This is a genomic window from ANME-2 cluster archaeon (assembly GCA_014237145.1).
Taxonomy (GTDB): domain Archaea; phylum Halobacteriota; class Methanosarcinia; order Methanosarcinales; family Methanocomedenaceae; genus Methanocomedens_A.
On record JAAXOC010000003.1, the window covers coordinates 33,700 to 59,379 of the forward strand.

Here is a 25,680-nt window from a genome sequence, read left to right on the forward strand (position 1 = left end):
TTATATCCATTACCGGATTTCATTTACGTATAGGAAAGTATATACTTTCCTGCAGGCTTAGAAAATGCGCACAAAGTGAGCATTTTCTTGAATTTTACCTGCCGATTGGAATGAACACACAATGGACCCGGCGGGATTCGAACCCGCGGCCTTCACGTTGCGAACGTGACGATCTACCCCTGATCTACGAGCCCAAAAAAGAAATTATCGGGACATTTTCCTGCTCTAAATCCAGTTATAGTCAAAAACCAAACAATTCAAACCATCTTTGCGGACTTCGCGCTCTTTGCGGTGACCAAAATCATACACCGCAAAGGACGGTAAAGAGCAAAATGTTCAGGATTTATGTTCCTGACTATAAACCAGTAACTGGTTATCATTAAATATTACAGGCGCCCCAGTTCGATCACTGAAACACTTTCAACTTCATCGACTGCTGCAAAAGCTTCTTCCACCTTATCGGTACCACCTTCGATATCACCCACGACGACAACGGCAATAATGGCTTTCAGGCCAAAGGCTATGGGCTCCTCTGAAAAACCGTGGAGTTTTACACCCTCAGGTATAACTGCTTCCAGTCTCCCTTTCAGGGCTTCAAGGTCGGTTTCCACGCCAGCCGGCATTATCTTGATCTTAGCTGCTACTTCGCCCACAGTATTCACCTCAGGGTCCCTGGAACTGGCATCCCGGACACGTATACGGGTTACTCTGGTGCCTACACATTGCACATCTTCCAATTTCCCTGCCACATGATGGGCACGGGAAACGCACATACCCTTTCTCGATAAGTTTTACTCCACATGAAATACAGTACTCTGCTTTCTGGGTCATCCTTGTTAATTCTCCTATTAGATTTCGGTATTAGTATGATTATACTGACTTAAAACTTGCTCTTGCCATATATCAATGTGCCTCCGGTAACACCGCCTTTCAACGCTTCGATAACTCTATCAAAGTACCTGCCGTTTATCACCATACAATCCATTCCATGTGTCATAAGGAAAGCGGGCAGCCCCTTATCTACACAGGTCTCCTCACTGCCAGCCAAATCGTCGGCATATATCTGCTGCACCAGTTCACCATCCAGGTAAATACCATCTACATCTGTGACCTTTATCAGTATGCTGCCGGTCCTTTGTGCAACCCAGGCCGAAATGGTATCTGATGTCACATCCCATGAGTGTTCCAGGCCGCTGTCGTAATAGCGTAATATTGTATATGGCAGCAAAATATTTAAACCCGGTTCGTGCATCTCCAGGTCATTAGTAAGTGGTACGCCTGAGATGTCTGACAGGTAATAGGCATACTGTTCCATGGCAAGTATTGCCATCCAGTGTGCCGCATCCCCTGAAATACCAGATATCTCCTGGAAATTCCTTACATTGTCTGCGAATACGGACCCACCTGGAATAATAAGGACTGATTGTAGGTTCTGGCAGATTATATCATTGACCGTCCTGATAAGTGGGGAGGCACAGTCCATCAGGCTGCCACCCAGTTTTATTACTACCCTGGAGTTATCAGTCATTATGGTGGTCATTGGTGGGCTAACATATATATGCTGTCAATATTCACGATGTACAGGCATGTCTTATTATTTACTTCAATTTCCATCACAGCTGTTCAATTTGCACACACACCTGCTAATCCCCAGCGCCGGCGTTGGGCAGGCAAGAAAATCCCCCCTATGATGGACTAACTTGAGTATACAAATTCATACATTGATCACAAAAAATATCCGAACATGAAAAACCGTTTTATATCAAGAACCCGGTTTCGCTCTTAGTCTTGATATCCACCAGGATAAAATTCTTCATATTACTGCGCCTGATATCAGCAATATCCTTCAACTTGACACCTTCCACAAATGAAACTTCACCGACCTGCTCATGGAACTCATCAAAATCCAGCTTGACCTTTAAACCTCTCAATCTAAGTGTAATAGGCAAAGGAGACAATACTTCATTGATCGCAGACACCTGGTCTTCTATTTCTTTTTTCACCCTTGGTGGCATAACAGAAAGTAAGTCCTTACCAATCTCTTCCCGTTCTTTATCAAATATCTCGCCAACAACATCTACCACCCGGTCCATGGCAAACATCTCTTCCCCTTTTCGCAGCCTGTGGGCAATACGGCCCAGGTTACTCACATAAACATCCCCATTAGGTATATCTGCAATATCTATCTCTGGAGCCCCTGTTACCACTATGGGAATATCGATACCTTCGAACAACTTTGGCTTGCTATCTGTGATACAGTGTTTGAAATTACCAAAAACATATACTGCCACATCATGCTCATTGATCAGTTCACGCTCATGTGCAGATATCTGGCACGTCCTAGCGCCCACGCCCCGGGCCAGCCCTACCATATTGGTCTTTGCACCTTTGCGGCGCAAAAACTCGGCAATATCACAGTCCGGGTGTGGCAGGTGATGGTATGCAAGTGTTGGTGCCACAACAGCGATCTCTGTACCGGATAGAGGTGCACGGGTTAACACACCCAGCAATTTCTTTGTCATATCCTCAACAAGCCCGGTATCCTTGATCGGAACCAGCATTATGATGACAACTTCAGTCTGCATTATATTCTTCTGGAGAATATAACCCCCCAGGTCCTCTACCAGCTCTTCGATCAGGTTATGTTTATAGACCCCACCTTCATACATCATTGGTTCAAGCATTGAGCCCCACCTCATGCAGCAATTGATCGCGCATACTTACAGCCCTGTCCTTCCAATCCTGTTTAATTGGATCCTCGGAAGCCACGAAAAGAATATATTCATCTGTCAGTTGATGGTACCTGACCCTGAAACCCTCCGGAATGATCCTCAACATTGCATCAACGATCCTGTCATTGATCTCCTGAACTTTTTCATCAATCACCATGTCTCCAAGCAAATCAACCTCAGTCATATAATCCGGAGTTTCCACAACGATCGTCGTTCTTTCCTCTTGTGAGATATTGCCCCTGCCATAGCGTTCCCACAATTTATTCAGCAGTTGAGGTATATAAGCTTCCTTGTGAAGGAAAATTAACACTTCAGATTTACCGTATCCGCCAATCTCCAGGTCAGCGAAATCACTAATTTTAACAGACGGTATTCCTTTCTTGCGCAGACCAAGGAAAATGAATACGGGTTCGGTCACATCCACAAAAGCCCTGACCTTCAAAAGAACTCTGCCCAGCGCCAGGTCGGACAGTACATCTATTATCACTCTCCTATAGATATCTGCACCTACTTCTTCCGGTGATTCCACGGTTATTGTATCATCTTCCATCTATATGACTCCCCGGCGGGTCTATTTATCAATAAAACCTGAAACCAGTAATGCCGCACCCACAGCACCGATGTACTGGGAATGCGGTGGTACCGTAACCTTGATCTTTAGCAGTTCCTCCATGGCCTTGGGTACACCCTCGATAAGCGATGACCCGCCTACCATTATCAACGGTTCCTTTACGTCGATCTCCTGCAATTGCTGCTCAAATACCTGTTCCACTACACTATAACAGGCGGCCGCTGCCACATCCTCCTGGGCTGAGCCTTTTGCAAGGGAATTGACCAGGCTCTGTATGCCGAACACTATGCAGTAACTGTTCATTTCCACATTCTGCTGCATTCCCTTAACAGCCAGATCGCCCAGTTCTGTTATATCCACACCCAGTCGCTTTGAAGTCATCTCCAGGAACCGGCCTGATGCCCCGGCACAAATACCGCCCATAGTGAACATACCAGGGATACCATCCTGCACGGCGATGGCCTTATTGTCCATACCTCCAATATCTATGACAGTGGACGGTCCATGCTGACTGTTGGCAAGATAGACCGCTCCTTTTGAGTTGACAGTGATCTCTTCCTGGACCAGGTCTGCATTGAACTCTTCGCTCAGCAGGAACCTTCCGTAACCGGTAACACCTATGGCCTGTATCTCATCCCTGGTAATACCCGCCTCAACCAGGGCTTTGTCAAGTGCCTCACTGGCGCTTTCCACCACCTTGATGGTGGGAACCCAACCTGTGCCTATAATCTGATCATCCTTCATTATCACGGCCTTGGTGGTAGTCGACCCCGAATCGATGCCAGCGGTCAAACCTTCCTGCTTCTCCCTGGCAAGCAAGCTGCGACGCCTGGCAGTAGTGGTCAGTGCTTCCAGTCTGGTAAGTAGGGTACTTGACGTTGTACGTTCAGTAAACGAATAACTGATGACAGGAATCTTCGAGTTGGCATAAATATACCTGCGAATCTCATTTCGCACCAGGGCACCTTCGGCACACCTGAAGCATGAAGCGATCAATACGGCATCAGCCATGGTCTTTCCTTCCACAATTGATTTTGCCCTTGCCATCATCAATTTCAGGTCAGGGCTTGCCACCTTGAACCCGAAATTTTCCTCAACATTCTGGACGTCCTCTATGGATATCTCAGGAAAGAAGATTTCAGCATTGACTACATTAGCAGCAGTATCTATCTCTTTCTGGATACCACTGTATTCACTACCACAGGAAAGCTGGGCAATCTTGACAAGATTTTCTTTTGCCATATCACTTATCCCCCTTTCCAAGTCCGTCTGTAAAATCATGTATCATATGCACAAATGCCTTTGCATCCTCTTCAGTGCGGGGATAATTCAGTTCCAGTATGGGTATATTCTTTGTCCTGACCAAAAAGTTTACAAGCTCATTGGTGCGGGCGCAGCCCATACATCCGAAGGCTATGTCTGGCTCCATGACAATAACGGCTGCCTCGGCCTCCTCGAGCAATGGACCAAGCAGCGCCATCCTGCCCCTTACACCGGAAGGTACTTCAACAGCAGCATATTTCAGTCCGATCTTCGGGTCTTCGGGTGTAATATTAATTGGCGGCGAATCCAGTCCTGCCGTACGGATTTTTTTCCCGACCTCCCGCATTACAGCAAGAGGTTCATGACCGAACCTGTCTATAAGGTCTGATAAAATCAGACTGTTGCTGGGGTAAATAAAAACCTTAACCATCTTGATAACCTCATTTGGACTGTGCAACCTCTTTTTCAATAATGTCTTTGAATGTTTCTATGTGTATGGGTAAAGACCTGGTCATTTTCGTTCCCTTGCCCTCCCCTCTCTCGATCTCTTCAAGTGCTGAAGTAATATATGGCAAAAACGGAAATTCAAGCTCGTGCTGATGGAACCCGGGTTTGGGTCCACCTCCCCGCCCGACCCTGCAGCGGTACGGATCGCCAGGCGGCACACCCCTTTCCTTAATAAATATCCGGTTGGGGTCAAGACTCCGCATCTCCCTGGCAACTTCATCTACTACAGACCTTTTTCCCTCGATAATAAGACCAAAACAAGTCTCTTTTACTGTGATATCAGCCTTGCTTTCATATATCCTGATAACAAGATCGCTGGGAAGGGTAAAGGTGGAGTGCAGGACTATCATTTTACTTATAATATCATCATCGTTCATCCTTTTCTACCTCCGTGACATATATCACATCTCCCTGTTTGACCCCATCCAGTTTTTCAATATCCCGGACAATTCCAATTATATTAGTAGCATGGAACTTCTCGCCAGTGGGACCATACCGATTATCATCAAAGGATTTTGTACCGATCAGACCGTACTGATTTGACGCCTGGTTGGTCACGCCAACTTCACCTGACAGAACCACATCCTTTGGAGTATTTTCAGGCATGATCTCCTTGTATCCCTCTACCCTTTTGATGGTCTTGAAAATAGTAGTATTCTCATATGTGAAATGTACAGGCAAAGGTGCTATCGGACGATCTTTCAACCTGAGTGCATGTTGGAAATATTCAATGGTGATCGGTGCCTTATCTTGGTAAAAATTGATGTGTAACAATTGTTTGGGTGGAATACATAACACAGAAACTTTTTTCGCTTCAATAATTTGCATTGTGGTAAAGGGTAGTTGTTCAACAACAATGGCATCCTCAGCCATATAACCATCAAATGTGATCTCAAGTCCTTTTTGCTCTGCCAGTGCTTTTGCTTCATCGATCTTCATGCCCTGGAACATGATCCTTTCAGGCGAGACCCTTACTTCCAGTTTGTTCCCTTTTTCTGCCAGCTTGATAAGCTGGATTCCCTTATTGACGTTTCCCACGATCGAATGCACCATACTACTGGGCCGGTCCTCCTTATAAATAAAAATACGTCCCAATCCCGAACCCTTGTTTCGCACTGCAACAGCACCTTCAGACCTGGAATCTAGGGACTCGAAGGGACAATCTTCACCATTTAATAGGTTGTCTACTACGTAGGAACTGGAGATGTCGTCCACTTTGATTATTCCGTCACCCATCAGTCCAAGGAAATGTTCAGCACCATAAGGTGCATCCTTCCTGAGTTCGATTGAAAGGTAGGTGAATATCTTCATCCCATTTTCGAGAGGAGTATTCATGTCGGTGGTGGTAATCTTATCAGTTAGTGTTTCCCACCGTATGACAGGCTCTATCTTGTTGATTGTGTCCCCCTGTTCCAGTTTCGCAATTATATTCTTGCCACTTATAACCCTTGCAAAGACACCTCCGTCAGCTGGTGAACCATGGGATGCAGTATGACGGTTCTTTGATACTACTATATATGTATTTTTTGCATCATATCCCCCTGCCCCGAATACCAGGTCATATCTCTGGTAATCAAAGGTTCCCCTATCCGGTGTGATATTGGTAGGAATGGGGCCAAAAGCCAGTGCATCGATAGTGGCCCAGTGGGCACGTAATTGTTTTCCTACAATTTGACTAAGCCAGGTGGACACCAGTTCAGGTTTTTCAGGGTCTACCTCTATCTTGAATTCGCCTTTGTTTGTCTGGACACTGTACTCGGTGGTCTGTTCCTCTTTCTCTTCGCCACCTTTTACAATGCCTATCGTTGCCCTGCTAATGCAGGAAGTTTGTGTTTTAGTGAGAAGACCGCCAAGAGATGCCCCTTCTTCTATTTCAACAGAGACCTCGTTCAGTTCTACAGTGATAGTGCTTGTCAATAATCCTCCTCCATGTGAAACATCTACTGTATAATGTTAATGAGTAATACTACTTAAATAATGCAACAGGACAATACTACAGTAGAATCACCCTGATTACCAATATTATTCGTATTTGTTTGAACAAACTATAAATCTTTTGATATCCCTTCAAGTGCCTCTTCTCTTTCATCTCTTGTCAGATGGCTCAGCACCTCTGAAGTTTCACCGATATCTACTATCTTGCCGAGTCTCATAAGTGCTGCCCTGTCGCATACCTCGGCAACGAAATCCATATCATGGGATACAATAACAAAAGTCTCACCCAATGTTTCCCTTGCGTGTAGAATGGATTTGGAAACCTCAATCTTTGTAATAGGGTCCATGGTACCTGTGGGTTCATCAAATACCAGTATTCTGGGCTCCTTCATTAATACTTGTGCCATCGCTACCCTGTGATTCTCACCTTCACTGAGTTCGTTAGGCATTTTTTGCAGTATGTCAGTGGCTTTATTCTCAGAAAATCCTGCAGTCATCAGGGTTTGGATAGCCTTGCGTTCTCCCAGTTCGTGTGGAAGTTCAAGACCAATTGACTCGGTCAGGTTATCCACTACATTCCTGTGAGGATACAGGCTGTATTCCTGGTGAAGCATACCAACATATTTGGTGGCCCTTCCCTTACCATTTGGACCCAATACAGTCATATCCACCCAATCATCTCCTATCTTGATGTGTATATCACCAGTAGTGGGTTGTAAAAGACCTGTAATTATCTTGGATGTGGTAGTCTTGCCTGCGCCGCTTACTCCTATCAGGCCAAAAATCTCTCCTTCCCTTACCTCAAAGTCTATATCATTAACAGCATTGACTACACCTCTATCAAGTGAGAAATATTTCATCTTGAGGCCTTTAGCCTTGATAATTAAATCCCCCAAAGCGTAATCATGTTTCTCGATTACAGAGGCTTCTTTCATGAATGTGGAACAAACCTCTTTTGGATCACCCTGGGCTACTATCTCCCCATCTTCTAAGAGTATTGCCGTATCTGACAGCTCTTCAATAACGTGGGGCCAGTGTGAAGTAATGATAAGGGACATATTATACTGTTTCACAGAGTTCATTATACTATTATGAACAAGTTCGGCTGTTTTCGGGTCAAGTGTACCTGTAGGTTCATCGGCCAGTAGCATCATGGGATCCTTGACAAGCTGTCTTGCCAGTACTACCCGCTGTTTCTCACCACCGCTTAACTCCCTGGCAATATGCATCATACGGTGAGACAGGTTTACCTGATCCAGCAGGTCGGCAGCTTTATGAATAGCTGAAGGCCCTTTTTCCCCGATCTCGTTAAGTGCATTCATCACGTTTACTATGACCCTGTCATCGCCGTATAGTGCAAATGTACGCTGCAGCATAATAGCAAGCCGCCGGGATATGTCTCTTCTGACGGGATCGTGGAGTGGAAGTGTTACAAAATCTGCAACTATTTCTTTCAGTTCACTATCACATTTTTTGCAGGAATTGCCTGCATGACTTGCGGGTTCGATCTGGCCGCAGGATTCGCAACGGGCTACATGGTATAGTAGCTGTCCTGAGATACGGTCGAATTTTTCCACACCTCTCAGGACGTGCATCAGGATTGATTTCCCTGAACCGCTTTTTCCAAGTACTCCAATAGCTTCGCCTTCATTGATCGTCAGATTTATATTTTTCAATACATCAACATCATCAAAGCCTACCGATAAGTCCTTAATTTCAATAAAAACTGACATTTATCTCTCCTCTTGTATAGGTTTACTAGTATGGTTATTTAACCGAATAATATAGTACATGTCCTAAACACAACCGTAATACATTATATACAAATCGCTTACAATTCTTTAGTACTATATAAGTGCATATATTTGTGATACTACATTGATACAATCAATACATAAATATAACGATAATACATTAAGGTGGAAATGTTAGCAATGAAACGTATTGTACATCCCATGGATATTATTTTATTGAGTTGAGTCGTGCTTCAATCTTCTCTTTGAGAAGGGCGCTGAGGACTTTCCCATCCACACTGCCCCTGAATTCCTTCATAACTTCACCCATTAACGGTCCAACTGCCCCAATACCTCGTTCTTCTACAAAGTCAATGCGTTGATTTATAATATTTTCCACTATGAGTTCAATGTCTTCAATGCGTTTTTGTCCCAAACCCATATTTTTAGCAATATCTTTTACATACATTTTCGGGTTTTGTGCAATCCCGATCAACAGATCAGGTATTACTTCTTTAGCAGCACCGCCAGAAACGAATAATTTGAAAACTTCAACATAATGATAAGGCTCTACTTTATCTATATCAAATTCATGAGTCAATTCGCTTTCCAGTCTAAGGCTTTCCCGTCTGAGTTTGGTAAGAGTATTCACAAGTGTACTTGCAACCAGTGTTGGATCAATACCTGGCACTTCTGCTATAATTAATTCAAATAATTCTAAATGTTTCGAAGCCACAATTCCAGCCAGTTCTTCGTTCAGTCCCAATTCTTCCATGTATCTGGCTTTCCGTTCCGGTAATAGTTCAGGCAGTTCAATGGAATCCAGCATATCCCTGGGCACCACTACAGATGGCACATCTGTCTCGGGATACATCCTGGCCGCCCCGGGCAGAGGTCTCATATATGCAGAGTTACCGTCGGGCAGTCCCCTCCTTGTCTCTTCGGGAATGGCCTCCAGTGCTAAACGTGCCCGTTCGACCACCATTTGCAGGGCACCCTGTGCCCTGTCTTTTCGGTCTGCAACTAATATAACACAGTCCCCGTCCCCGGCACCTACTGCCTCGCGCACGGTATCCACTTCCTGTTCGGTTATGCCGTATGCAGGCAGTTCATCTGTATGGAATATTCCGCCAACACCTGATTTCTTGGCATAGTCTGAGAACTCGGTACCCAGCCTTCGCCCTGGCTGTATCTCGCGGCCCACTTGCCCTGCAAAACCCGGCAGGTTCAATGCCAGTACAACACCACGCTTTATTGCTTTTTTAATGACCTTTGACTGGGTTTGGGTGAACAGGTGTGTGACATTGACAATATCCCCTGGAACCGAAGCATTACCGGATTGCAGTTTTTCCATAATGTCAAGCAGGTTCACCTGCCGCTCCACTTCCTGCTCCACAATGGTCTCGATAAGGTCCAGGGCCTGCACACCCTTGATCTCTACCCGTGCGCCCCTGGCAATGGAGATGTTCACGTCCTGCCTGATCGTTCCCAGGCCACGCTTGACCCTGCCTGTAGAGCGCAGCAGCATGCCTATGGTCTCTGCCACTTCCCTGGCATGGGCAGGTGATACAATATCGGGGTCGGTCCCGATCTCCACCAGGGGAATGCCCTGTCTGTCAAGTGAATATATTACCCTGTCCACTTTATCCTCCACCCTCTGGGCAGCATCTTCTTCAAGGCACAGTACACCGACACCCACATTTCCCTGTGTGGTCTCAATGTACCCGCCTGTGGATACCAGGGCAGTACGCTGGAATCCGGATGTATTGGAACCGTCTATAACGATCTTACGCATTGTAAAGACCTCATCGAACGGGTCCATGTTCATGAGTTTGGCGATCTGTAGTGTGAGGTTAAGTGCCTCCGGGTTCAACTCCCTGGGCGGTTCCTCGTCATTTTCTACAAGGCATGTTGTATCATAGGCTTTGTAAACGAACTGTTTTGTCAGCATGGCCTCTTCGGCCGCGGCCCGGTCTACTTCTCCCATTTCGCTGCGGGTGGGACGCAGGTACCTGAAGAACTCGAAATTGGAATCCTCTACATCTCTCAGGACTGTCGGGCAGCCGCAGAACAGTTTCTCTTTCGTGTTAAGCTGCTGGTGGATCTCAAGACCTGACATCAAGCCCAGTTGTTTATAATCATACTTGCTGCTCATGGGTATCTAGCTCTCAGGGTGGTGTGTAATGTTGTATAAAACTATTGATGTAGTCGGCACAGTCCCATAATCCAGTTATGTAGTTAAAAGCAGCAATATTATCACAGAAATCCGGCTGATGGCGTACAGGGCCGTGGATGCTGCCGGGATTGGTGTGGAGATTTACGAGGGGGTTGGGAGAGTGGGGGGTGATGAGGGCAATACTTTCACTGCACTTTTGCCATTACTTTTTATTTTACAGCCTCATAAGCAATTCAACATGCCAAAGGAATTAAGACATGACAGGCATACTGTATCGCGCTTACGGACCACATTGTGTTTTCTCCCAAGTACAGGGGCAAGGTGCTGGTTGGCTATGTGGCCATGTTGGCTGAGGCGATTATCAGGAAGACCTGTAAGGAGCTTGATATTAAGATTATTGATATGTCAGTAAGTAGTGATCACATCCATATTTTTATTCAATATCCACCAAAGTATTCCGTAAGTTTTATTGCAAAGAGGCTCAAAGGTATAACCAGCAGGATATTGCGCCAGGAATTCCCTGAAATTAAGGAATGGTGCAAGAAGAGTTTATGGGCTCCAAGTTGCTATCGTGGAAGTGTTGGGCATGGCTGGGAAGTTGTTGAGAAATATATCGCCGGACAAGATAGAAAATCGTGATGCGGAGTATTATAAACAGGCCCTGGACTTAAGTCCGGGGTATAGGTGACTTCATAGGCGTTCTTATGCTCCCAGAAGGGGATAGAAAACCAAAACAATGTCTTCAAAGCTGGAAATCAGGCGCGTATAAATATATGATATAATTTTGCTAAGTTGTCCACAAAGTATTAAATAACAGGTCAATATACCTTAAATATGGGGTGAATTTTTATGAAAATAAAAGTAAATGACATAGAACTATTTTATGAGGTACATGGTAAAGGCGAGCCAATCATTTTTTCTCATGGATGGATGTGTGATTGCTCGGTATGGAGCTCTCAAATTGAGTTTTTCTCTAAAAAGTATAAAGTGATTGCGTATGACCAAAGAGGACATGGCAAATCGGATAAACCCAAAGCCAATTATTCTATTGAAACATTATCGAATGATCTGTACTCTCTTATACAAAAACTAAATCTTGAAAAAGTTACACTTGTTGGTCATTCGATGGGAGGTATGACAGCTATCACATTTGCATTGAATCATCCTGATAAAGTCTCTAAACTGGTATTAGTTGGCACTTCAGCAAAAATGAGTTTTTCGGGCTATATCCAAATATGGATTATGATGCATATTTTCTCTTATGAGTCATTCGCTCGTGGGATGATTAATTTACTGTATGATCCTTCAGAACAAGTTAAGAAGGAGGCGTTTGATAGAGCTATGAATACCCCAAAGTTTGTAACCTATGATTGTGCTACAGAATTCATGAAAAATTACGATAAAAGAGACCAAGTTTCCAAAATAAAAGTGCCAACACTAATTGTCGTTGGCGAAAAAGATAAAGCAACACCAGTGAAGATGAGTCGACATTTAAACAGAGAAATCGAAGATTCAAAATTGAAAATTATACCAGATAGCAAGCATATGGTTATAATCGACAAATCCAATGAATTAAATGAAATTATAGACATGTTTATTGGATGAGATTTAGAATTCAGAAATATTATAAAATCTTAAAAGAAATACTTAATCAGTGAATCGGTAGAAATGCGAAATCCATGAGCATCCTCCCGATGCTTCGGTGCCTTCAGCCCGGGGTCGTTGACTTCAAACTAAGATAGGAAACTTACCACAGAGTTTCATAAGGTAATTCACATCATCGCGATCCCACACCCGTATGTTGTTCTCTTCTGCGACTCGCAGTGCCTTGGTGTCAATTCCTGCGAGGGCAATTACAAGAGTACTGTCAATTGTATATCCAACTTTGTCCAATTTCTTAACAAATCTGTTTATGTCGGCTGCAGTTATGTTTCCTGACTTCACTTCTGCTATCCAGTAGTGTTCACCATATCTTGCAATTATGTCAAATTCATTGCCACTTATGACCCGCTGCTCGACTTCGATAAACTTCGGCAGCTTAGTGTGGTGTAGTTCCAGTCCACCAAAATCCCTGAACAACTCCCTCACCCTTGATTCGCTTCCCTTCCCAAGTTCTCCCCGGTATGTGGTGATCATCTCCTCGATCTTCCTGTCAAACGCATCCAGCCGTTTTCCGTCTTTTATGAAAGAGAGTTCCATCTGCAGGGGATATGCTGCAGAGAGCCATGTTTTAAGCATCGGGTCCGTGATGAAATATTCCAATCCGTTTCTGGTCACCAAACCGGCCTGTTCAAGAAAACGTAAAGGGCGTGATAATTCCTGCGGCATCTTTGTTGTGTATTTGGCTATTTGTGACTGTTTTGTGCTGCCGGATGCTATGGCTTTTAAAATCTCGATATGGAATCCTATGTTTCTCCGCTGGAAGGTATTTTCAAGCGAGTCTGTGAAATACACAAATATCTTTCCGTTGGTATCGAACACATCCCTGTCAAATGCATGGATTATAGCTTTTTGATTGACCTGCTTTATCGAACCGGTGTGGCAGTATTCGATAATGCGGTTAGCGAGTACAGCAAGATAATATGGAAAACCACCACTTGCAGCTATAAGAAAATTCAATAATTTTTCACCGATTACCAATCCGCTTCTGTTCAGGTGCGTGGTTACAAAACACCTGCTCCAGTTGTAATCGAACGATCCGACCGATAAGATCTCAAAATGCCCGAACAACGGCGATTCACTGCTGGTAAGTATTCCCTGCATCATTCCAATAGCTGAACCTGCAACAACATAGTAAACACCGCGTTGTGTTTGTATCTTTTGTCTGAGTAGATCGATCATGTCGATATTGAAATTCTGCACCACCTGGAATTCATCCAGTATTATGATCGATGTGTTCCCTGTGTGCCTGCTAAGCAGATACGGCAGATCGAGTATTCGACTTGCGATACCTGTATCGGCCTTTTTGTCCAGTTCATTTAGCACTGCTATTAGATGAGATGCAAGTGCAGGCAGACGTTCGATGGTTTTCACAATAAGGTCATTGAGATTCTCACGGGGTTCGATTGTTGCTGATCCGGTGCCTGAGTCTTGCCCCAAATATGAATACAGCACAGCAGCAGCGTACTTGGTCAAAAAAGAACGCTCGGTCTCACTGAATAACAAATATATGTGTACTGGTATTGTATCCGGCTTTTTCAAGCGCTTTTCAAATTCATAAAGTATCGAGGTCTTACCTGATTTTCGAAGTCCGATGAGTGCATAATTCCGCCCGGTACTGAGTAGCCGTTCAAGTATTTCAGAACGGTTGAAAAACTCATCTCCGGTTACTGGTGTTTGTGTGTCGATAATTTGTAAGCACCTATGCGTATAAGCATAAGTGCTTATAATCACCCATGCTTAATAATGCTTGTGATGTGCCGGTTTAGTTTGGTTACCTTTCTATTTTGGCGATAATGTGGAAAAGATATGCCGAATATATTATGCGGTGACCATCTCTGGGCTCCAAGCTGTTACCACGGCTCTGTGGGTGCTGGCTGGGATGTGGTTGAGAAATATATCTCAGCACACAATACATATGAACATAATAGGAGGTAAATACGGAAAATCGTTATATACCGGCCCGGTATATTTCGTAAGGGGTATACCATGACTGAAATCAGGCAATTTGTCCCACTACATAATGATACTTCTATAAAGCCACGCTTTACCGGACATGACCGGAAATTAAACAATCACATTTACCTGCGGCCTGTGGTCGATAAATACGGATTCAACAGGCAGCCTTTCAACAAGTTTTAACATAGCCGGGTTCTCAGTTGCGTAGTGGGTTGCATCTATTAACGATATGTACCTGGCATACGGGATCACATCGTGACGCATCTCAGCTGAAATAAAGGCATCAGCTCCCACGTCCAGTGCCATCTCGATATACTCGCTCCGAAGTCCGCTGCCGCCCATGACCATCACAGTCTCAATTTCATGATCTCCTATATACGTCACATGGGTATCCAGCCGCCTGGCTGTAAATCCTGCAAGTTCTTCCGTATCTGTAGGGGCAACATTTCCTATACGGCCCGAGCCGGCAGTTCTTACATCAGATAGTTCCAGTAATCCGGCAAGCACATCATTGACCCCACCGGGTGCGCTGTCATAGTTGGTATGCATCACATAGATCGATATGTCGTTGTCCAGTGCTATCTTCAGGATATCAGCCAGGGTTTTTGATATCTGGCTTACAGGTTCGTAGATTGGGGTATGGTGGGCCACCAGCAGGTTCGCACCGGCCCGGGCAGCCTCCAGCAGCACATGGTCGGTAACATCCAGGGCAGTGGCAATCTTATTGATCTCATTATCCAGGTCAAGTATTAAGCCGATCCTGCCCCTGTCCGATCCATCAGCCAGTTCGGGTGGAGCTATCTTCTCAAGGAATCCGGTTATCTCTGCAATCTTCATGTTATCCTGTCCTTTCCAAGTGTTATTGAATACAGGTAAGCATAATACTTTACGATTGTACAGTACAGATGCAACAGTTACATCCGAAATAGACAGTTGCGAAGAAGGTCTATGTTGACAAGGGATTGGACGAATGGTTGATCCTATAATAACTCTGCTATCGAATCATTGTATCATCTATAGTTTCATTAAAGCTTGATCGATATCTGCAATTATGTCTTCTGCCTCTTCTATACCTACAGAAATCCTCACCAGGTCATCGGTTATTCCAGTCTTTGTTCTTACTTCGATAGGTATATTTGCGTGAGTCATAGAAGCAGGATGCTGGATCAGGGTATCAACAGCACCAAGACTAACTGCTAAAGAACATAATTCAACGCTGTTCATAAGTTTCTGTCCAGCTTCTATGCCCCCCTTAATTCCAAAAGAGATCATACCACTAAATCCACTCATCTGCTTTTTGGCGATTTCATATTGTGGATGACTTGGTAGTCCGGGATACCTGACCCACTTAATTTTGGGATGTGCCTCTAAGAATTCTGCTACCTTCATAGCATTGCTGGCGTGCTTTTCCATTCTAAGATGCAGCGTCTTCAATCCCCGAATACACAACCAGGCTTCATGCGGACCCATTGTTCCTCCGGTATAATTAACAACAGATGCCATGCTTTTGATAAATTCTTTTTTTCCGACAACAACGCCACCTATAAGATCTGCGTGACCACCAATATATTTAGTACAACTATGAACAACAACGTCCGCACCCAATTGTAATGGTCTTTGGAAGCGGGGAGTGGCAAATGTGTTATCAACGATAGAAAGAGCATCAATATCCCTGGCCAATTTACATATCTCTTTAATATCACTAACGATCATAGTGGGATTAGCAGGTGTTTCTAAAAAGATGAGCTTTGTATTTTTTCTTAAGTTTTTCTTCACGGTTTCGAGATCTGACATATCAATAAAACTGACTTCAATGCCAAACCTGGTTAGAATTGAGGAGAATAATCCGTATGTACCACCATAGACCACATTGGCTGATAAAAGGTGGTCCCCAGATTTAAGCTGGGAAAGAGCAATGGCAGTTATTGCAGCCATGCCAGATGAGAAGGTTTGTCCGGTTTCACCGCCTTCAAGAGCAGCGATCTTTTTTACAAGAACTGCATGTGTGGGCGTGTTTGGCCCTACGCGGGTATATGTGTATCCTTCTTCTTCGCCGGCAAACCGTACAGCACCTTGCTGGGCATTATCAAATACAAAGGTGGATGTTTGATATATAGGTGTTGTATGCGCTCCAAATAAAGGATCCGGTGCTTCTCCTGCATGAACACATTGAGTGCCAAACTTTTTTTCCTTTTTCATCTTCCCTGTCCTTTAAATTATTTAGGATTGATAAATTATTGGTGATGATCTACTTATCCTTTTTGATATTGAGGTTTTTCCAGGGTTCAGTCGTACAACCATGTATTGAAATAGAAATGAAAAAATATGCCCAGGACGGGATCCGAACCCGTGACCTCCAGATTTCTCAGGAGACCATAAGACGCTCTCTGTAATTTCCCTATGAGTCTGGCGCCCTAACCGACTAGGCCACCTGGGCATGAAGGTACAACCTACATTCCCTGATACAATAAAAATATATCGCTAACAGTTGTGTTTTTCACATGTAGAATCTTATAGGTGAAAAACCGATATATTCATCAAACACCCTCTCGGCTACGATACCTTCCATCTCGAATATCACAATCTCTATTACCATGAAGACCTCAGTGAACTCCCTAAAGCAACCCATGACAATATCGCTGCCACTGCATGCTGATGCATGGATATGTATCTTAGGTTTGTCGTCTTCCCAGAAAATGTTGCCCAGACCCAGTATTTCACTGGCATTGTCGACCTGTGTCCTGGTAACCTCTGGTGGTATACATTTCTCTTTTGGTCCGGTTACTACATTGGCACCGCCGGTTGCACCGAGTAAGAAAAAGAAAGCCGACCTGATATTTTCACTTACAGCCAGGTCTTCCAGTTCAGACAGCAGGTCCTCTTCGTGATCGATACGGGCAACGAAAACGCGGCCCAGTTTTCCTTGTGTATAATCCATGTTATTAAATTATCCTCTTATTCCACTTGATATTGTTATTCCATATCCTTCATCATCGCAATCTCATCGCAGTCAGGGAAACGCGGACAATTCACACACATGCTCCACAGTTTATGCGGGAGGATAGACTTGTCCACCACATTGAATCCATAACGCTTAAAAAACTCACTTACATAGGTCAGGGTCACCACATGCCTGATCCCCAGTTGCGGAACCTCCCCGAGACAGGCTTCAAGTATCCTTGAACCGTATCCCTTTCTTGTCTTATCCGGGGTAACGGCCAGGGACAGTATCTCTGCATAATCCTCCCATGTCACATGCAGGGCGCAGCAGGCGATTATCTTGTTATCCTCCTCGATAACATAAAAATCCCTGACCAGTTCATACAGTTCCCCCATGGCCCGCGGCAGCATGACCTCCTGTCTGGCATATATATTGATCAACTGCCTGATCTGCGGCACATCTTCGATCCGAGCCTTTCGTAACAAAATCCTGGAACCACCTGAAATCTGGTATAACCTGTATTATCTTCAAATTAAATGTTCTTTTCTACATGGTACTTCACATTCTCAGCGTACTGCTTAACGTCACGTTTTAGTTTTTCCTCGATAAAAGATAACATGGATAACAAAAAAATGCTTTTGGGTTTCAGCGTCAATTTATAGGATACACTGGTGCTGGAATTAGTATTCTCCCTGAGATCGATCTCACCGCTCATCCTGATACCCTTTGCCTTGCCCACCCATTTCCCATGGTATGGCGGGTCCAGTTCAACAGTTGTACTGCGCATCTCGATCCTTTTGATAATCGGTCCTATCTGGAACTCCATTACCCACAGGTTAGTATTGGGTCCTGTGATCTCACATGACAGCAGCCCGGGAATACAGTGAGTACTCATTTCCGGGTCAGCCATCAGACCCCATACAGATTCTATAGGAGCTTTCACTTCAAATTCTATCTGTGATTCTGGCATTTGTTCTCATATAGTATATTAGTATGTGTAGTAATTAATTGTTCGTAATCTGGCTAAGCAGGAAAGTATGCTTTGCAGAATGAACCGGTATTACAACCGGTCTCCCTGCAGCCAACCCTGGTCCTAATCAATCATTATTGCCGATCTGCCAGGCATGGCATTTGCTGCTTTTTTCTCTTTAGAGTCCTCTTCCAGGTATAGTTCAACCCTGCAGCCAAAGTGTGATTCAAGTATTGGTATTGCACTTCTCAGGAAATTATGTTCCCCCTCCTGCCCCATATCAACAGACGGTGCCAGGGCAGGGTCATCCATGTATTTGCCCAGTATCTGGTTCACCTGTTTGCCATACCGCTTCAGGTCAGTGGACATCAGGGCCTTCATGATCTGCCCCCGATCCTTGGTCTTTGCAAACTCCTGCCTGAAAATACCGGCAAGTTCGAACTTCCACCCTGCCGCAGTAACGAGCCTGATGACCCTGGGCGAGGTTATCCTGGCAACCTTGATTATCTCCTTTATATCATCAATCAGGTCCTGGAGCATGTTCCATTTAAACTCGCTTGATTTGCTGACCACGTCAGTGTCATATTCAGGCCACCGGGTCTGGCCGATAAAACCATCATGTCCGGTGAACTCCCATACTTCCTCGCACAGATGTGGGGTAATGGGGCTCAATAGCATTGTAATAGCCCTCCTGCCCTGGTCGTAGAGTTCCATATTGACAGGTGAGCGGGCATAATCAGACAGCTCATCGACAAGCTTCATGATATAGTTGATGGCATCCTTGAGTTTCAGGTCATCAAAGGCCCCGGTTGCGCCCTTTATTGTGCTGTTTATTATGAAATTGATATGATCATCACTGGCATCTGTTGTATTCTTAACCGGACCAGGCGGTTCCACCAGCAGGCGGAAGGTCTTTTCAAGGAATTTGTGGACGCTCTCAATACCAGTATCAGACCATTCCAGTTCACGCTCAGGGTTCGAGCCGAAAAGTATGAAGAAGCGTGAAGCATCGGCACCATACTTTTCCATAAGTACCTGTGGGTCTACCACATTACCCAGGCTCTTGGACATCTTTGCACTCTTCATAATATATTTACCGCCGCAGGCACTGCACGAATCTCCCTCGAAATTTTCAAGGGATAAGAACCTGCTGCACTGCTCACAATAAGGTGCTTCCTTGTTCACCATGCCCTGGGTCAGCAGCCTGGCAAAGGGTTCTTTTACATCTGTCAGACCGATATCCCTCAGTGCCTTTGTAAAGAACCTGGCATACAGCAGGTGCAGGATGGCGTGTTCGATGCCTCCGATATACTGGTCTACAGGCATCCAGTATGATGCGGCTTCCCTATCAAACGGGACATCTTCTGAATGGGGACTGCAGTATTTGAAGAAATACCAGGATGAGTCCACAAAGGTATCCATGGTGTCAGTCTCCCTGCGGGCAGCCCTGCCGCATGTTGGACATGTGGTATCGATAAAGGTCTGTGAAGTGGCCAGCGGGTTGCCGCTGCCCGTGAATTCCACATCCTTGGGCAGGCTGACAGGCAGGTCCTTAATAGGTACGGGCACGGTGCCGCAGTTGTCGCAGTAGATGATGGGTATAGGTGTGCCCCAGTAGCGCTGCCTGGATATGAGCCAGTCCCTGAGTTTGTAATTGACAGTACGTCTGCCCAGGTCCATACTTTCCAGTTTGTCGCTTATTTTGGTTATGGCATCACGGTTGTTCATACCATCGAACTCGCCGCTGTTGACCAGTACCCCGTCGTCAATATAAGCTTCGGTCATCTCATAGGCATCAAGTTTCCTGTCCTCTGGCTGGATCACTACCTTGATGGGAATATCATATACTTTTGCAAACTCGAAGTCGCGCTGGTCGTGGGCGGGCACTGCCATCACAGCTCCACCGCCGTATTCGTAGATAACAAAATTGCCAACAAATACTGATATTTCCTCACCTGTCAGCGGGTTTACAGCATACTTCCCGATGAATAATCCCTTCTTGTCCCTGTCTGCTGCTATGCGCTGGAATTTATCTTCCTGCTGCACCTCGGCAAGGAAGTCCTCAAACGGTGCCTGGTAATTTGTACCTTTCACCCATTCTTTTATTAGGGGGTGCTCGGGTGCGAATACCATGAATGTGACCCCGAACACGGTATCGGGCCTTGTTGTGAAAATAGGAATGATCTCGCCCGTATCGGCAATGTTGAAATTGATAATGGTCCCTTCGCTGCGCCCTATCCAGTTGCGCTGCATCAGCTTGACAGATTCAGGCCAGTCAAGGCCCTCCAGGTCAGAGAGGAGTTCATCGGCATAGTCGGTTATCTTGAAGAACCATTGCTTCAACTCCTTTTGCTCAACCACTGATGAGCACCGCCAACATCTGCCGCTAATGACCTGCTCGTTGGCAAGTACGGTGTTGCAGTCGGGACACCAGTTGATGATGGCGCTCTCCCTGAGTGTCAGGCCCCGTTCGTACAGTTTCAGGAATATCCACTGGTTCCATTTGTAGTAGTCCGCATCAAGGCTCTGTATCTGCCTTGACCAGTCGTATGACAGTCCCATTTCCTGCTGCTGGGCCTTGATTGACTCGATATTGCTGCGAGTCCAGGTTTCCGGGTCTATCTTCTGCTTTATGGCTGCATTTTCTGCAGGCAGCCCGAAGGCATCGTAGCCCATTGGATAGAGCACATTGTAACCCTGCATCCGTTTATACCTTGCAATGCTGTCACCAATGGAATAATTACGCAAATGTCCCATGTGCAGAGCTGCTGATGGGTACGGATACATCTCAAGGCAGTAGTATTTTGGCCTGGATGGGTCCTCTGTTACCTTGAAAGCGCCTGATTCTTCCCAGCGCTGCTGCCATTTTGGCTCGATTTGTTTGGGATTATAGTTGGAGTCCATTTAATAATCGCTCCGGCGATAAGAGATGGTAATGTGGATAATTATATAAGTATTATATTGATATGGCGACTTCCATAGTGTGGCGTAAATATATAAAAGTTAAGCAACTAATTCATAATAAAATAGGATTGACTCTATGTGATATTTTCAATCAGGAATGTCATAATGATAAATGATATATGTCAAAAATGAATAAAGTAAGGGTTACTATTAATGGTTTCAGAATGTAAAATATGTCACATAACATTTGGTAAAGAGCATCCACAGTTAAATGAAGCTCATTCTCGTGCATCCGTCAGTATTTCTTGAACCAGAATATCAATCATGGTGCATAGGATGGGACACCGATAAAACTACGAAAAGAAGCATCTATAGAGACGCAGGGTTTTCATAGTTATATTTGATTCTTGAGTGATGGTTCCAGTTAGACTAAAATATAAAGATGAGATTGTCGGAAAAGTCTAATTTTCGAATATTTCAGCTTAACTGTCTAAACTTGACCGGGTGTAGCATAGTGATTTAGTTTTAACAATGTTTCTGGAAGTTTAAATTTAGGCGTTTTTCACTTACTTTTCCGAGAATTTTAAAGACAATTAAAACTTCCATATTAATAATATTTGGCAGTATGATTAATAAGCACATGATTTAAATGATTTATGACAATAAGAATAAATGAGCAACTTTAGATGCAGATAGGTAAAATGCCCCGTCTTAAGAAAATAGGAAAAAAATGATGAAAAAAAACTATCTTATTTATTTAGATATTCTTGGATTTGAAAATTTAGCTGAAGTTATAAGTGAAAAGAAGGGAATAGAATCAAGGAAGATAAGACAGGATTTTATTAATGTAATAAAAGAAAGAGTTGAGTCGATAGAAGAAAAGGGGAAGATAATCGGTAAGCATTATGGAAAAAAAGACGACTGGATTTTGGTTACAGACACTATTGATAATGCATTCAGTGTTATTTATGATATTTTGAATCACAACACTGGCTATAAGGATTATGAGAGAATACCTTTTGAGATTGCTGTTGGAACAGGAGAATTTGACAATTGGGCACGGTTTGAAGGAGAGAAACTTATAGTTGAAAACGAAATAATAAAGTTTCTGAAGTCATATATTGTCGATTATTACCGTAAATGGTATAAAAAGAATAATGATGATCAAAAAATAAAATCTACTTTTCTAATTTTTACAGAGACTGCATATGAAGAATTAGACCCATTGGACAAAAAAAAGTGCCAACAAATTTCATATGACGACAATAAGGTAGAAGTTGTTTTTTTTGCTTTCAATGTTGATAAAATTAGCCAAATAGGTAAAACTTTTGAATTTCTAGAAAAAATTGAATATGTGGGCAATATATGGTATGGGAGAATTGATGAATTATACGTTCCACCAATAGGATTCGAAGACATCGCTAATACGTTGAAAGAAAAAAGAATTGTTTTTATAACGGGGACTCAAGAAATAGGGAAGACATATACGGCTGTAATGCTTCTGTGGATTTACTATAAAAATGGATATGAACCTAAATGGATTAAGGGAGGAGAGTTTGTAGAAAGAGTTCAGGTTAGGAAAGCACTAGAAAATATTAGAAAAGAATTGAAGCCGGGGTGCGTTCTTTATTTTGAGAATCCTTTTGGGAAAACTAAATATGAAAGAAGAGAAGGTTTAGAAAGAGAAATTTGGGCCATAATCGATAGTGTAGAGCATGTAAAGGATGTTTATGTAATAATAACTTCAAGGGAGGAAATCTTTAAGGAATTTGAAAAAGAAAAATTATCAGTAAGAAATCTTAGAGATTTTGAGAATAAATTGAACATAAAAAAACCATCATATGATTACGAAAGAAGGAGTCAAATAATTCTGAAGTATGCTGAAGAAATGAAATGTAAATGGTATGAAGATGATAAATTAAAAGAATTTGTATTAGAATCTATCAAACATGAAAATATTTTACCAACTCCTCTAAGTATGAGAGATTTTGCTGGAGCAACGACCAATGTAAAAAAAGAAAAAGAGATTATTATAAAACTGGAAGAAAAATCAAATGAGACAGCAAAGGCCTTTACAAGGGAAATTGAGAATATGACCAACGATAAGATATTATTCTTATCATTCCCGTTCATTTCAAGATATTTCGAAATTCCATTTGTTAAAGCAATGTACGAAGATTTAGTAAGGGAATTAGGTCTAAAAGAAGTCTGGAATTTTGATACGGTCTTTAATTGGTTTAAAGATGACAAAATTAATATTAAAAATAAGTATATAGAATTTTCTCACTCTTCGTATTCTGAAGCATTAAAATATCTACTTATTGAACACAATATATATAACGAGTTATTTATTAAAATATTGGATAAACTTTCTGAAAGAGATGAGTCTGCAATTCATATTGCATTGTTTATTAGAGATAATTTCGATATCCTTCCTGAAAATTCAAGGCATGAATTATTGTTACAACTATCTGAGAAAAAGGTGTGTAGTCAAGCAATTATATTAGCATTGGCAGAAAATTGCCATAAGATTTCTGCGAATTTGAGGAACGAGTTATTTTCTAAATTAATCAAAAAAGGTGTAATTAGAAAATTAAATGTTGAAGATTGTAGCGAAGAATTTGAGTGTGGCGATGCAAGAATAGACAAAATTCCCCTTTCATATTACTTTGAGAATCAGGAACATACAAAGGCCAAAGTCTATTGCGTTGAAGATAAAGACAAGATTTGCTCATTAATTCAATTTTATGAAAAGAAATCTTATGGATATAATGAATTGTTTTTGGATATAATTGCATCATCGCAAGGCGAGACAGGATATGCCCAATCATTGCTTAAGTTGATTTTAGGTATTATGTTTTACGATAAATTTGATTTCATTTCTGGTTATATATTTGACAATAAGGAATTGATTGAAATGTATCAAAGTATAGGATTCAATATAATCGAGACAGTTGAGGATCCTCTTTACGGCACATTCCATAAAATAGTATTAGTCAACGAAAATAAGAACAATAAAGAAAGCGTGATTGAAACGATTAGAGATTCTATATAATAAGTCTTTATTTATTTTTATCAATTGTAAGGACTTGAATGAGGGGGATCTAGTGGTAGAATCCACAATAGCGAGTCCTTCATTGCTTTATACACTTCAAAATAACAGAAATTGTGACTGATTGATAAATATGATGCATAGTAAAAACCTCGAACACCCCATCCGCCACGCTGCCATTACCCCGAACATGTCAGTAGACCAACTGATCGACCAGATGAGCGGCTGCGCTTTCGGTGCCGGCAGGCTGGCCGAAGCCGTGGACATCTACACTGCCATGCTTGAGGATACCGAATGTACACGGTTCTTCGGACTGGCTGGAGCAATGGTGCCGGCAGGTATGCGAAATATCGTAAGCGGGCTAATCAGTGACGGCCGCATTGACGTACTGGTGACCACAGGTGCCAACCTGGTACATGACATTATCGAGAGCCTGGGGCTGCACCACTACAAAGGGTCTGACCAGGTGAATGACATCCAGTTGAAACATGACCAGGTGAACAGGATATATGACGTGTTTTTGCCAGAGGAGCATTTCACTAACCTGGAAGAGTTTCTGCAGTCGGTTTATTCACAACTTGATAACCAGACCATTTCCATCAGGGAACTGCTGACCCACATCGGCAGCCGGCTGGAAGATAATGATTCCATATTAAAATCAGCATTCGATGCTGAAATTCCCATCTACTGCCCGGCAGTACAGGATTCGATTGTGGGACTGCAGGTCTGGCTGTTCAAGCAGACCGGTAAACTTGTAGTGGATGCGTTTGCTGATATGCGTGAGTTCATGGATATCTGCTACGGAGCAGAGCGGGCCGGTGCGGTGCTTATAGGCGGCGGCGTGCCAAAGAATTATATCCTGCAGAGTATGCTGGTCACACCAAAGGATTTTGATTATGCCATCCAATTGACCACGGACCGGCCGGACTCAGGTGGACTTAGCGGTGCCACACTGGATGAGGCCCAGTCCTGGGGCAAGGTCGGTGAGGATGCAAAGGCCATGACCGTGTACGGTGATGCCACTATCACGCTGCCTATAATGGTGGCTGCTGCCATGAGCAGGCTTGGAGAAGAAGGAGAGGGAGGAAGATAGTGACTTTTTAATTCAGGCGTAATTTTTTTCATCCTGATATGACTGCCCCGCTGCCTGAATATAACAAATCCATTCCTTTCTAAAACCTTGACGGCTTTTTTTCAAGAGATAACAGGTAATCTTGCAATTTGCCCGGAACCTACTGTAATAAAGTCTTCATCTGGTTCCAGATGGAGTTCAATAGC

At 43.5% G+C, this 25,680-nt stretch carries 22 protein-coding genes, 2 tRNA genes and 1 pseudogene; 4 read left to right on the plus strand and 21 right to left on the minus strand.

The features are described from left to right. Positions 1–122 precede the first annotated feature (122 nt). The 12 genes from HF974_00595 to gatE form a co-directional block, all read right to left on the minus strand. Positions 123–194 (minus strand) — tRNA-Ala (locus tag HF974_00595). Between the two features lie 192 nt (positions 195–386). Then, positions 387–653, minus strand: coding sequence for an elongation factor 1-beta (locus HF974_00600; protein ID MBC2696846.1), 267 nt, complete (start codon positions 651–653; stop codon positions 387–389). A gap of 10 nt (positions 654–663) precedes the next feature. Continuing rightward, complete coding sequence (locus HF974_00605) at positions 664–831, minus strand: DUF1610 domain-containing protein (GenBank protein MBC2696847.1); 168 nt, start codon at positions 829–831, stop codon at positions 664–666. Between the two features lie 49 nt (positions 832–880). Continuing rightward, positions 881–1,528 (minus strand): amino acid kinase, encoded by a 648-nt coding sequence (locus tag HF974_00610; GenBank protein MBC2696848.1) that lies wholly within the window; start codon positions 1,526–1,528, stop codon positions 881–883. A 229-nt stretch (positions 1,529–1,757) separates the two neighbouring features. Continuing rightward, positions 1,758–2,684, minus strand: coding sequence for a methanogenesis marker 7 protein (locus HF974_00615; protein MBC2696849.1), 927 nt, complete (start codon positions 2,682–2,684; stop codon positions 1,758–1,760). Then, positions 2,677–3,282 (minus strand): methanogenesis marker 17 protein, encoded by a 606-nt coding sequence (locus HF974_00620; GenBank protein ID MBC2696850.1) that lies wholly within the window; start codon positions 3,280–3,282, stop codon positions 2,677–2,679. Before HF974_00620 ends, HF974_00615 begins: the two co-directional genes overlap by 8 nt. Positions 3,283–3,303: 21 nt before the next feature. After that, positions 3,304–4,545, minus strand: coding sequence for a methanogenesis marker 15 protein (locus HF974_00625; protein ID MBC2696851.1), 1,242 nt, complete (start codon positions 4,543–4,545; stop codon positions 3,304–3,306). Position 4,546: 1 nt separating this feature from the next. Next, positions 4,547–4,996, minus strand: a complete 450-nt coding sequence (locus tag HF974_00630) for a methanogenesis marker 5 protein (GenBank protein MBC2696852.1) — start codon at positions 4,994–4,996, stop codon at positions 4,547–4,549. 10 nt (positions 4,997–5,006) lie between these two features. After that, positions 5,007–5,450 (minus strand): methanogenesis marker 6 protein, encoded by a 444-nt coding sequence (locus HF974_00635; protein MBC2696853.1) that lies wholly within the window; start codon positions 5,448–5,450, stop codon positions 5,007–5,009. Next, positions 5,440–6,990: a methanogenesis marker 3 protein gene (locus HF974_00640; protein MBC2696854.1), complete on the minus strand. Its 1,551-nt coding sequence runs from the start codon at positions 6,988–6,990 to the stop codon at positions 5,440–5,442. Before HF974_00640 ends, HF974_00635 begins: the two co-directional genes overlap by 11 nt. A 128-nt stretch (positions 6,991–7,118) precedes the next feature. After that, the gene (gene atwA / locus HF974_00645) at positions 7,119–8,741 is read right to left on the minus strand and encodes a methyl coenzyme M reductase system, component A2 (protein ID MBC2696855.1); all 1,623 of its coding nucleotides are present in this window, start codon (positions 8,739–8,741) and stop codon (positions 7,119–7,121) included. A 229-nt stretch (positions 8,742–8,970) separates the two neighbouring features. Then, positions 8,971–10,896 (minus strand): Glu-tRNA(Gln) amidotransferase subunit GatE, encoded by a 1,926-nt coding sequence (gatE, locus tag HF974_00650; GenBank protein ID MBC2696856.1) that lies wholly within the window; start codon positions 10,894–10,896, stop codon positions 8,971–8,973. A gap of 315 nt (positions 10,897–11,211) precedes the next feature. On the opposite strand from gatE, the gene tnpA reads away from it, so the two are divergent. Together tnpA and HF974_00660 are read left to right on the plus strand one after the other, a co-directional pair. Further along, entirely contained in the window at positions 11,212–11,556 is a 345-nt protein-coding gene (gene tnpA, locus HF974_00655) for an IS200/IS605 family transposase (protein MBC2696857.1), read from the plus strand. A gap of 210 nt (positions 11,557–11,766) precedes the next feature. Then, positions 11,767–12,522, plus strand: a complete 756-nt coding sequence (locus HF974_00660; GenBank protein MBC2696858.1) for an alpha/beta hydrolase — start codon at positions 11,767–11,769, stop codon at positions 12,520–12,522. A 123-nt stretch (positions 12,523–12,645) separates the two neighbouring features. Here HF974_00660 and HF974_00665 read toward each other — a convergent pair whose 3' ends face one another. From HF974_00665 to HF974_00700, 8 genes are all read right to left on the minus strand, one after another. Continuing rightward, entirely contained in the window at positions 12,646–14,310 is a 1,665-nt protein-coding gene (locus HF974_00665) for an ATP-binding protein (protein ID MBC2696859.1), read from the minus strand. A 333-nt stretch (positions 14,311–14,643) separates the two neighbouring features. Beyond that, complete coding sequence (locus HF974_00670) at positions 14,644–15,372, minus strand: Nif3-like dinuclear metal center hexameric protein (protein MBC2696860.1); 729 nt, start codon at positions 15,370–15,372, stop codon at positions 14,644–14,646. A gap of 177 nt (positions 15,373–15,549) precedes the next feature. Continuing rightward, positions 15,550–16,734 (minus strand): PLP-dependent transferase, encoded by a 1,185-nt coding sequence (locus tag HF974_00675; protein ID MBC2696861.1) that lies wholly within the window; start codon positions 16,732–16,734, stop codon positions 15,550–15,552. A 127-nt stretch (positions 16,735–16,861) separates the two neighbouring features. After that, a tRNA-Met gene (locus HF974_00680) sits at positions 16,862–16,972 on the minus strand. Between the two features lie 60 nt (positions 16,973–17,032). After that, entirely contained in the window at positions 17,033–17,473 is a 441-nt protein-coding gene (locus HF974_00685) for a DUF296 domain-containing protein (GenBank protein MBC2696862.1), read from the minus strand. Positions 17,474–17,508: 35 nt separating this feature from the next. Next, positions 17,509–17,964: an N-acetyltransferase gene (locus HF974_00690; GenBank protein MBC2696863.1), complete on the minus strand. Its 456-nt coding sequence runs from the start codon at positions 17,962–17,964 to the stop codon at positions 17,509–17,511. A gap of 44 nt (positions 17,965–18,008) precedes the next feature. Next, positions 18,009–18,446 (minus strand): hypothetical protein, encoded by a 438-nt coding sequence (locus HF974_00695; GenBank protein MBC2696864.1) that lies wholly within the window; start codon positions 18,444–18,446, stop codon positions 18,009–18,011. A 123-nt stretch (positions 18,447–18,569) separates the two neighbouring features. Then, on the minus strand, positions 18,570–21,350 hold the full coding sequence (locus HF974_00700) for a leucine--tRNA ligase (GenBank protein MBC2696865.1): 2,781 nt from the start codon (positions 21,348–21,350) through the stop codon (positions 18,570–18,572). 730 nt (positions 21,351–22,080) lie between these two features. Here HF974_00700 and HF974_00705 point away from each other — a divergent pair. Both HF974_00705 and HF974_00710 read left to right on the plus strand, forming a co-directional pair. Next, on the plus strand, positions 22,081–24,405 hold the full coding sequence (locus HF974_00705) for a hypothetical protein (GenBank protein ID MBC2696866.1): 2,325 nt from the start codon (positions 22,081–22,083) through the stop codon (positions 24,403–24,405). A 130-nt stretch (positions 24,406–24,535) separates the two neighbouring features. Further along, entirely contained in the window at positions 24,536–25,495 is a 960-nt protein-coding gene (locus tag HF974_00710; protein MBC2696867.1) for a deoxyhypusine synthase, read from the plus strand. 14 nt (positions 25,496–25,509) lie between these two features. Here the strand turns inward: HF974_00710 and HF974_00715 are convergent. Continuing rightward, a pseudogene (locus HF974_00715) lies at positions 25,510–25,590 on the minus strand (type II toxin-antitoxin system HicA family toxin). Positions 25,591–25,680: the final 90 nt, after the last annotated feature.

Bases quoted from the DNA above. Each gene is read 5' to 3' on its own strand.
- HF974_00605 (MBC2696847.1), bottom strand. From the start codon at position 831: ATGACCCAGAAAGCAGAGTACTGTATTTCATGTGGAGTAAAACTTATC.
- HF974_00610 (MBC2696848.1), bottom strand. From the start codon at position 1,528: ATGACTGATAACTCCAGGGTAGTAATAAAACTGGGTGGCAGCCTGATG.
- HF974_00615 (MBC2696849.1), bottom strand. From the start codon at position 2,684: ATGCTTGAACCAATGATGTATGAAGGTGGGGTCTATAAACATAACCTG.
- HF974_00620 (MBC2696850.1), bottom strand. From the start codon at position 3,282: ATGGAAGATGATACAATAACCGTGGAATCACCGGAAGAAGTAGGTGCA.
- HF974_00625 (MBC2696851.1), bottom strand. From the start codon at position 4,545: ATGGCAAAAGAAAATCTTGTCAAGATTGCCCAGCTTTCCTGTGGTAGT.
- HF974_00630 (MBC2696852.1), bottom strand. From the start codon at position 4,996: ATGGTTAAGGTTTTTATTTACCCCAGCAACAGTCTGATTTTATCAGAC.
- HF974_00635 (MBC2696853.1), bottom strand. From the start codon at position 5,450: ATGAACGATGATGATATTATAAGTAAAATGATAGTCCTGCACTCCACC.
- atwA (MBC2696855.1), bottom strand. From the start codon at position 8,741: ATGTCAGTTTTTATTGAAATTAAGGACTTATCGGTAGGCTTTGATGAT.
- gatE (MBC2696856.1), bottom strand. From the start codon at position 10,896: ATGAGCAGCAAGTATGATTATAAACAACTGGGCTTGATGTCAGGTCTT.
- HF974_00660 (MBC2696858.1), top strand. From the start codon at position 11,767: ATGAAAATAAAAGTAAATGACATAGAACTATTTTATGAGGTACATGGT.
- HF974_00670 (MBC2696860.1), bottom strand. From the start codon at position 15,372: ATGAAGATTGCAGAGATAACCGGATTCCTTGAGAAGATAGCTCCACCC.
- HF974_00675 (MBC2696861.1), bottom strand. From the start codon at position 16,734: ATGAAAAAGGAAAAAAAGTTTGGCACTCAATGTGTTCATGCAGGAGAA.
- HF974_00685 (MBC2696862.1), bottom strand. From the start codon at position 17,473: ATGGATTATACACAAGGAAAACTGGGCCGCGTTTTCGTTGCCCGTATC.
- HF974_00695 (MBC2696864.1), bottom strand. From the start codon at position 18,446: ATGCCAGAATCACAGATAGAATTTGAAGTGAAAGCTCCTATAGAATCT.
- HF974_00700 (MBC2696865.1), bottom strand. From the start codon at position 21,350: ATGGACTCCAACTATAATCCCAAACAAATCGAGCCAAAATGGCAGCAG.
- HF974_00705 (MBC2696866.1), top strand. From the start codon at position 22,081: ATGATGAAAAAAAACTATCTTATTTATTTAGATATTCTTGGATTTGAA.
- HF974_00710 (MBC2696867.1), top strand. From the start codon at position 24,536: ATGATGCATAGTAAAAACCTCGAACACCCCATCCGCCACGCTGCCATT.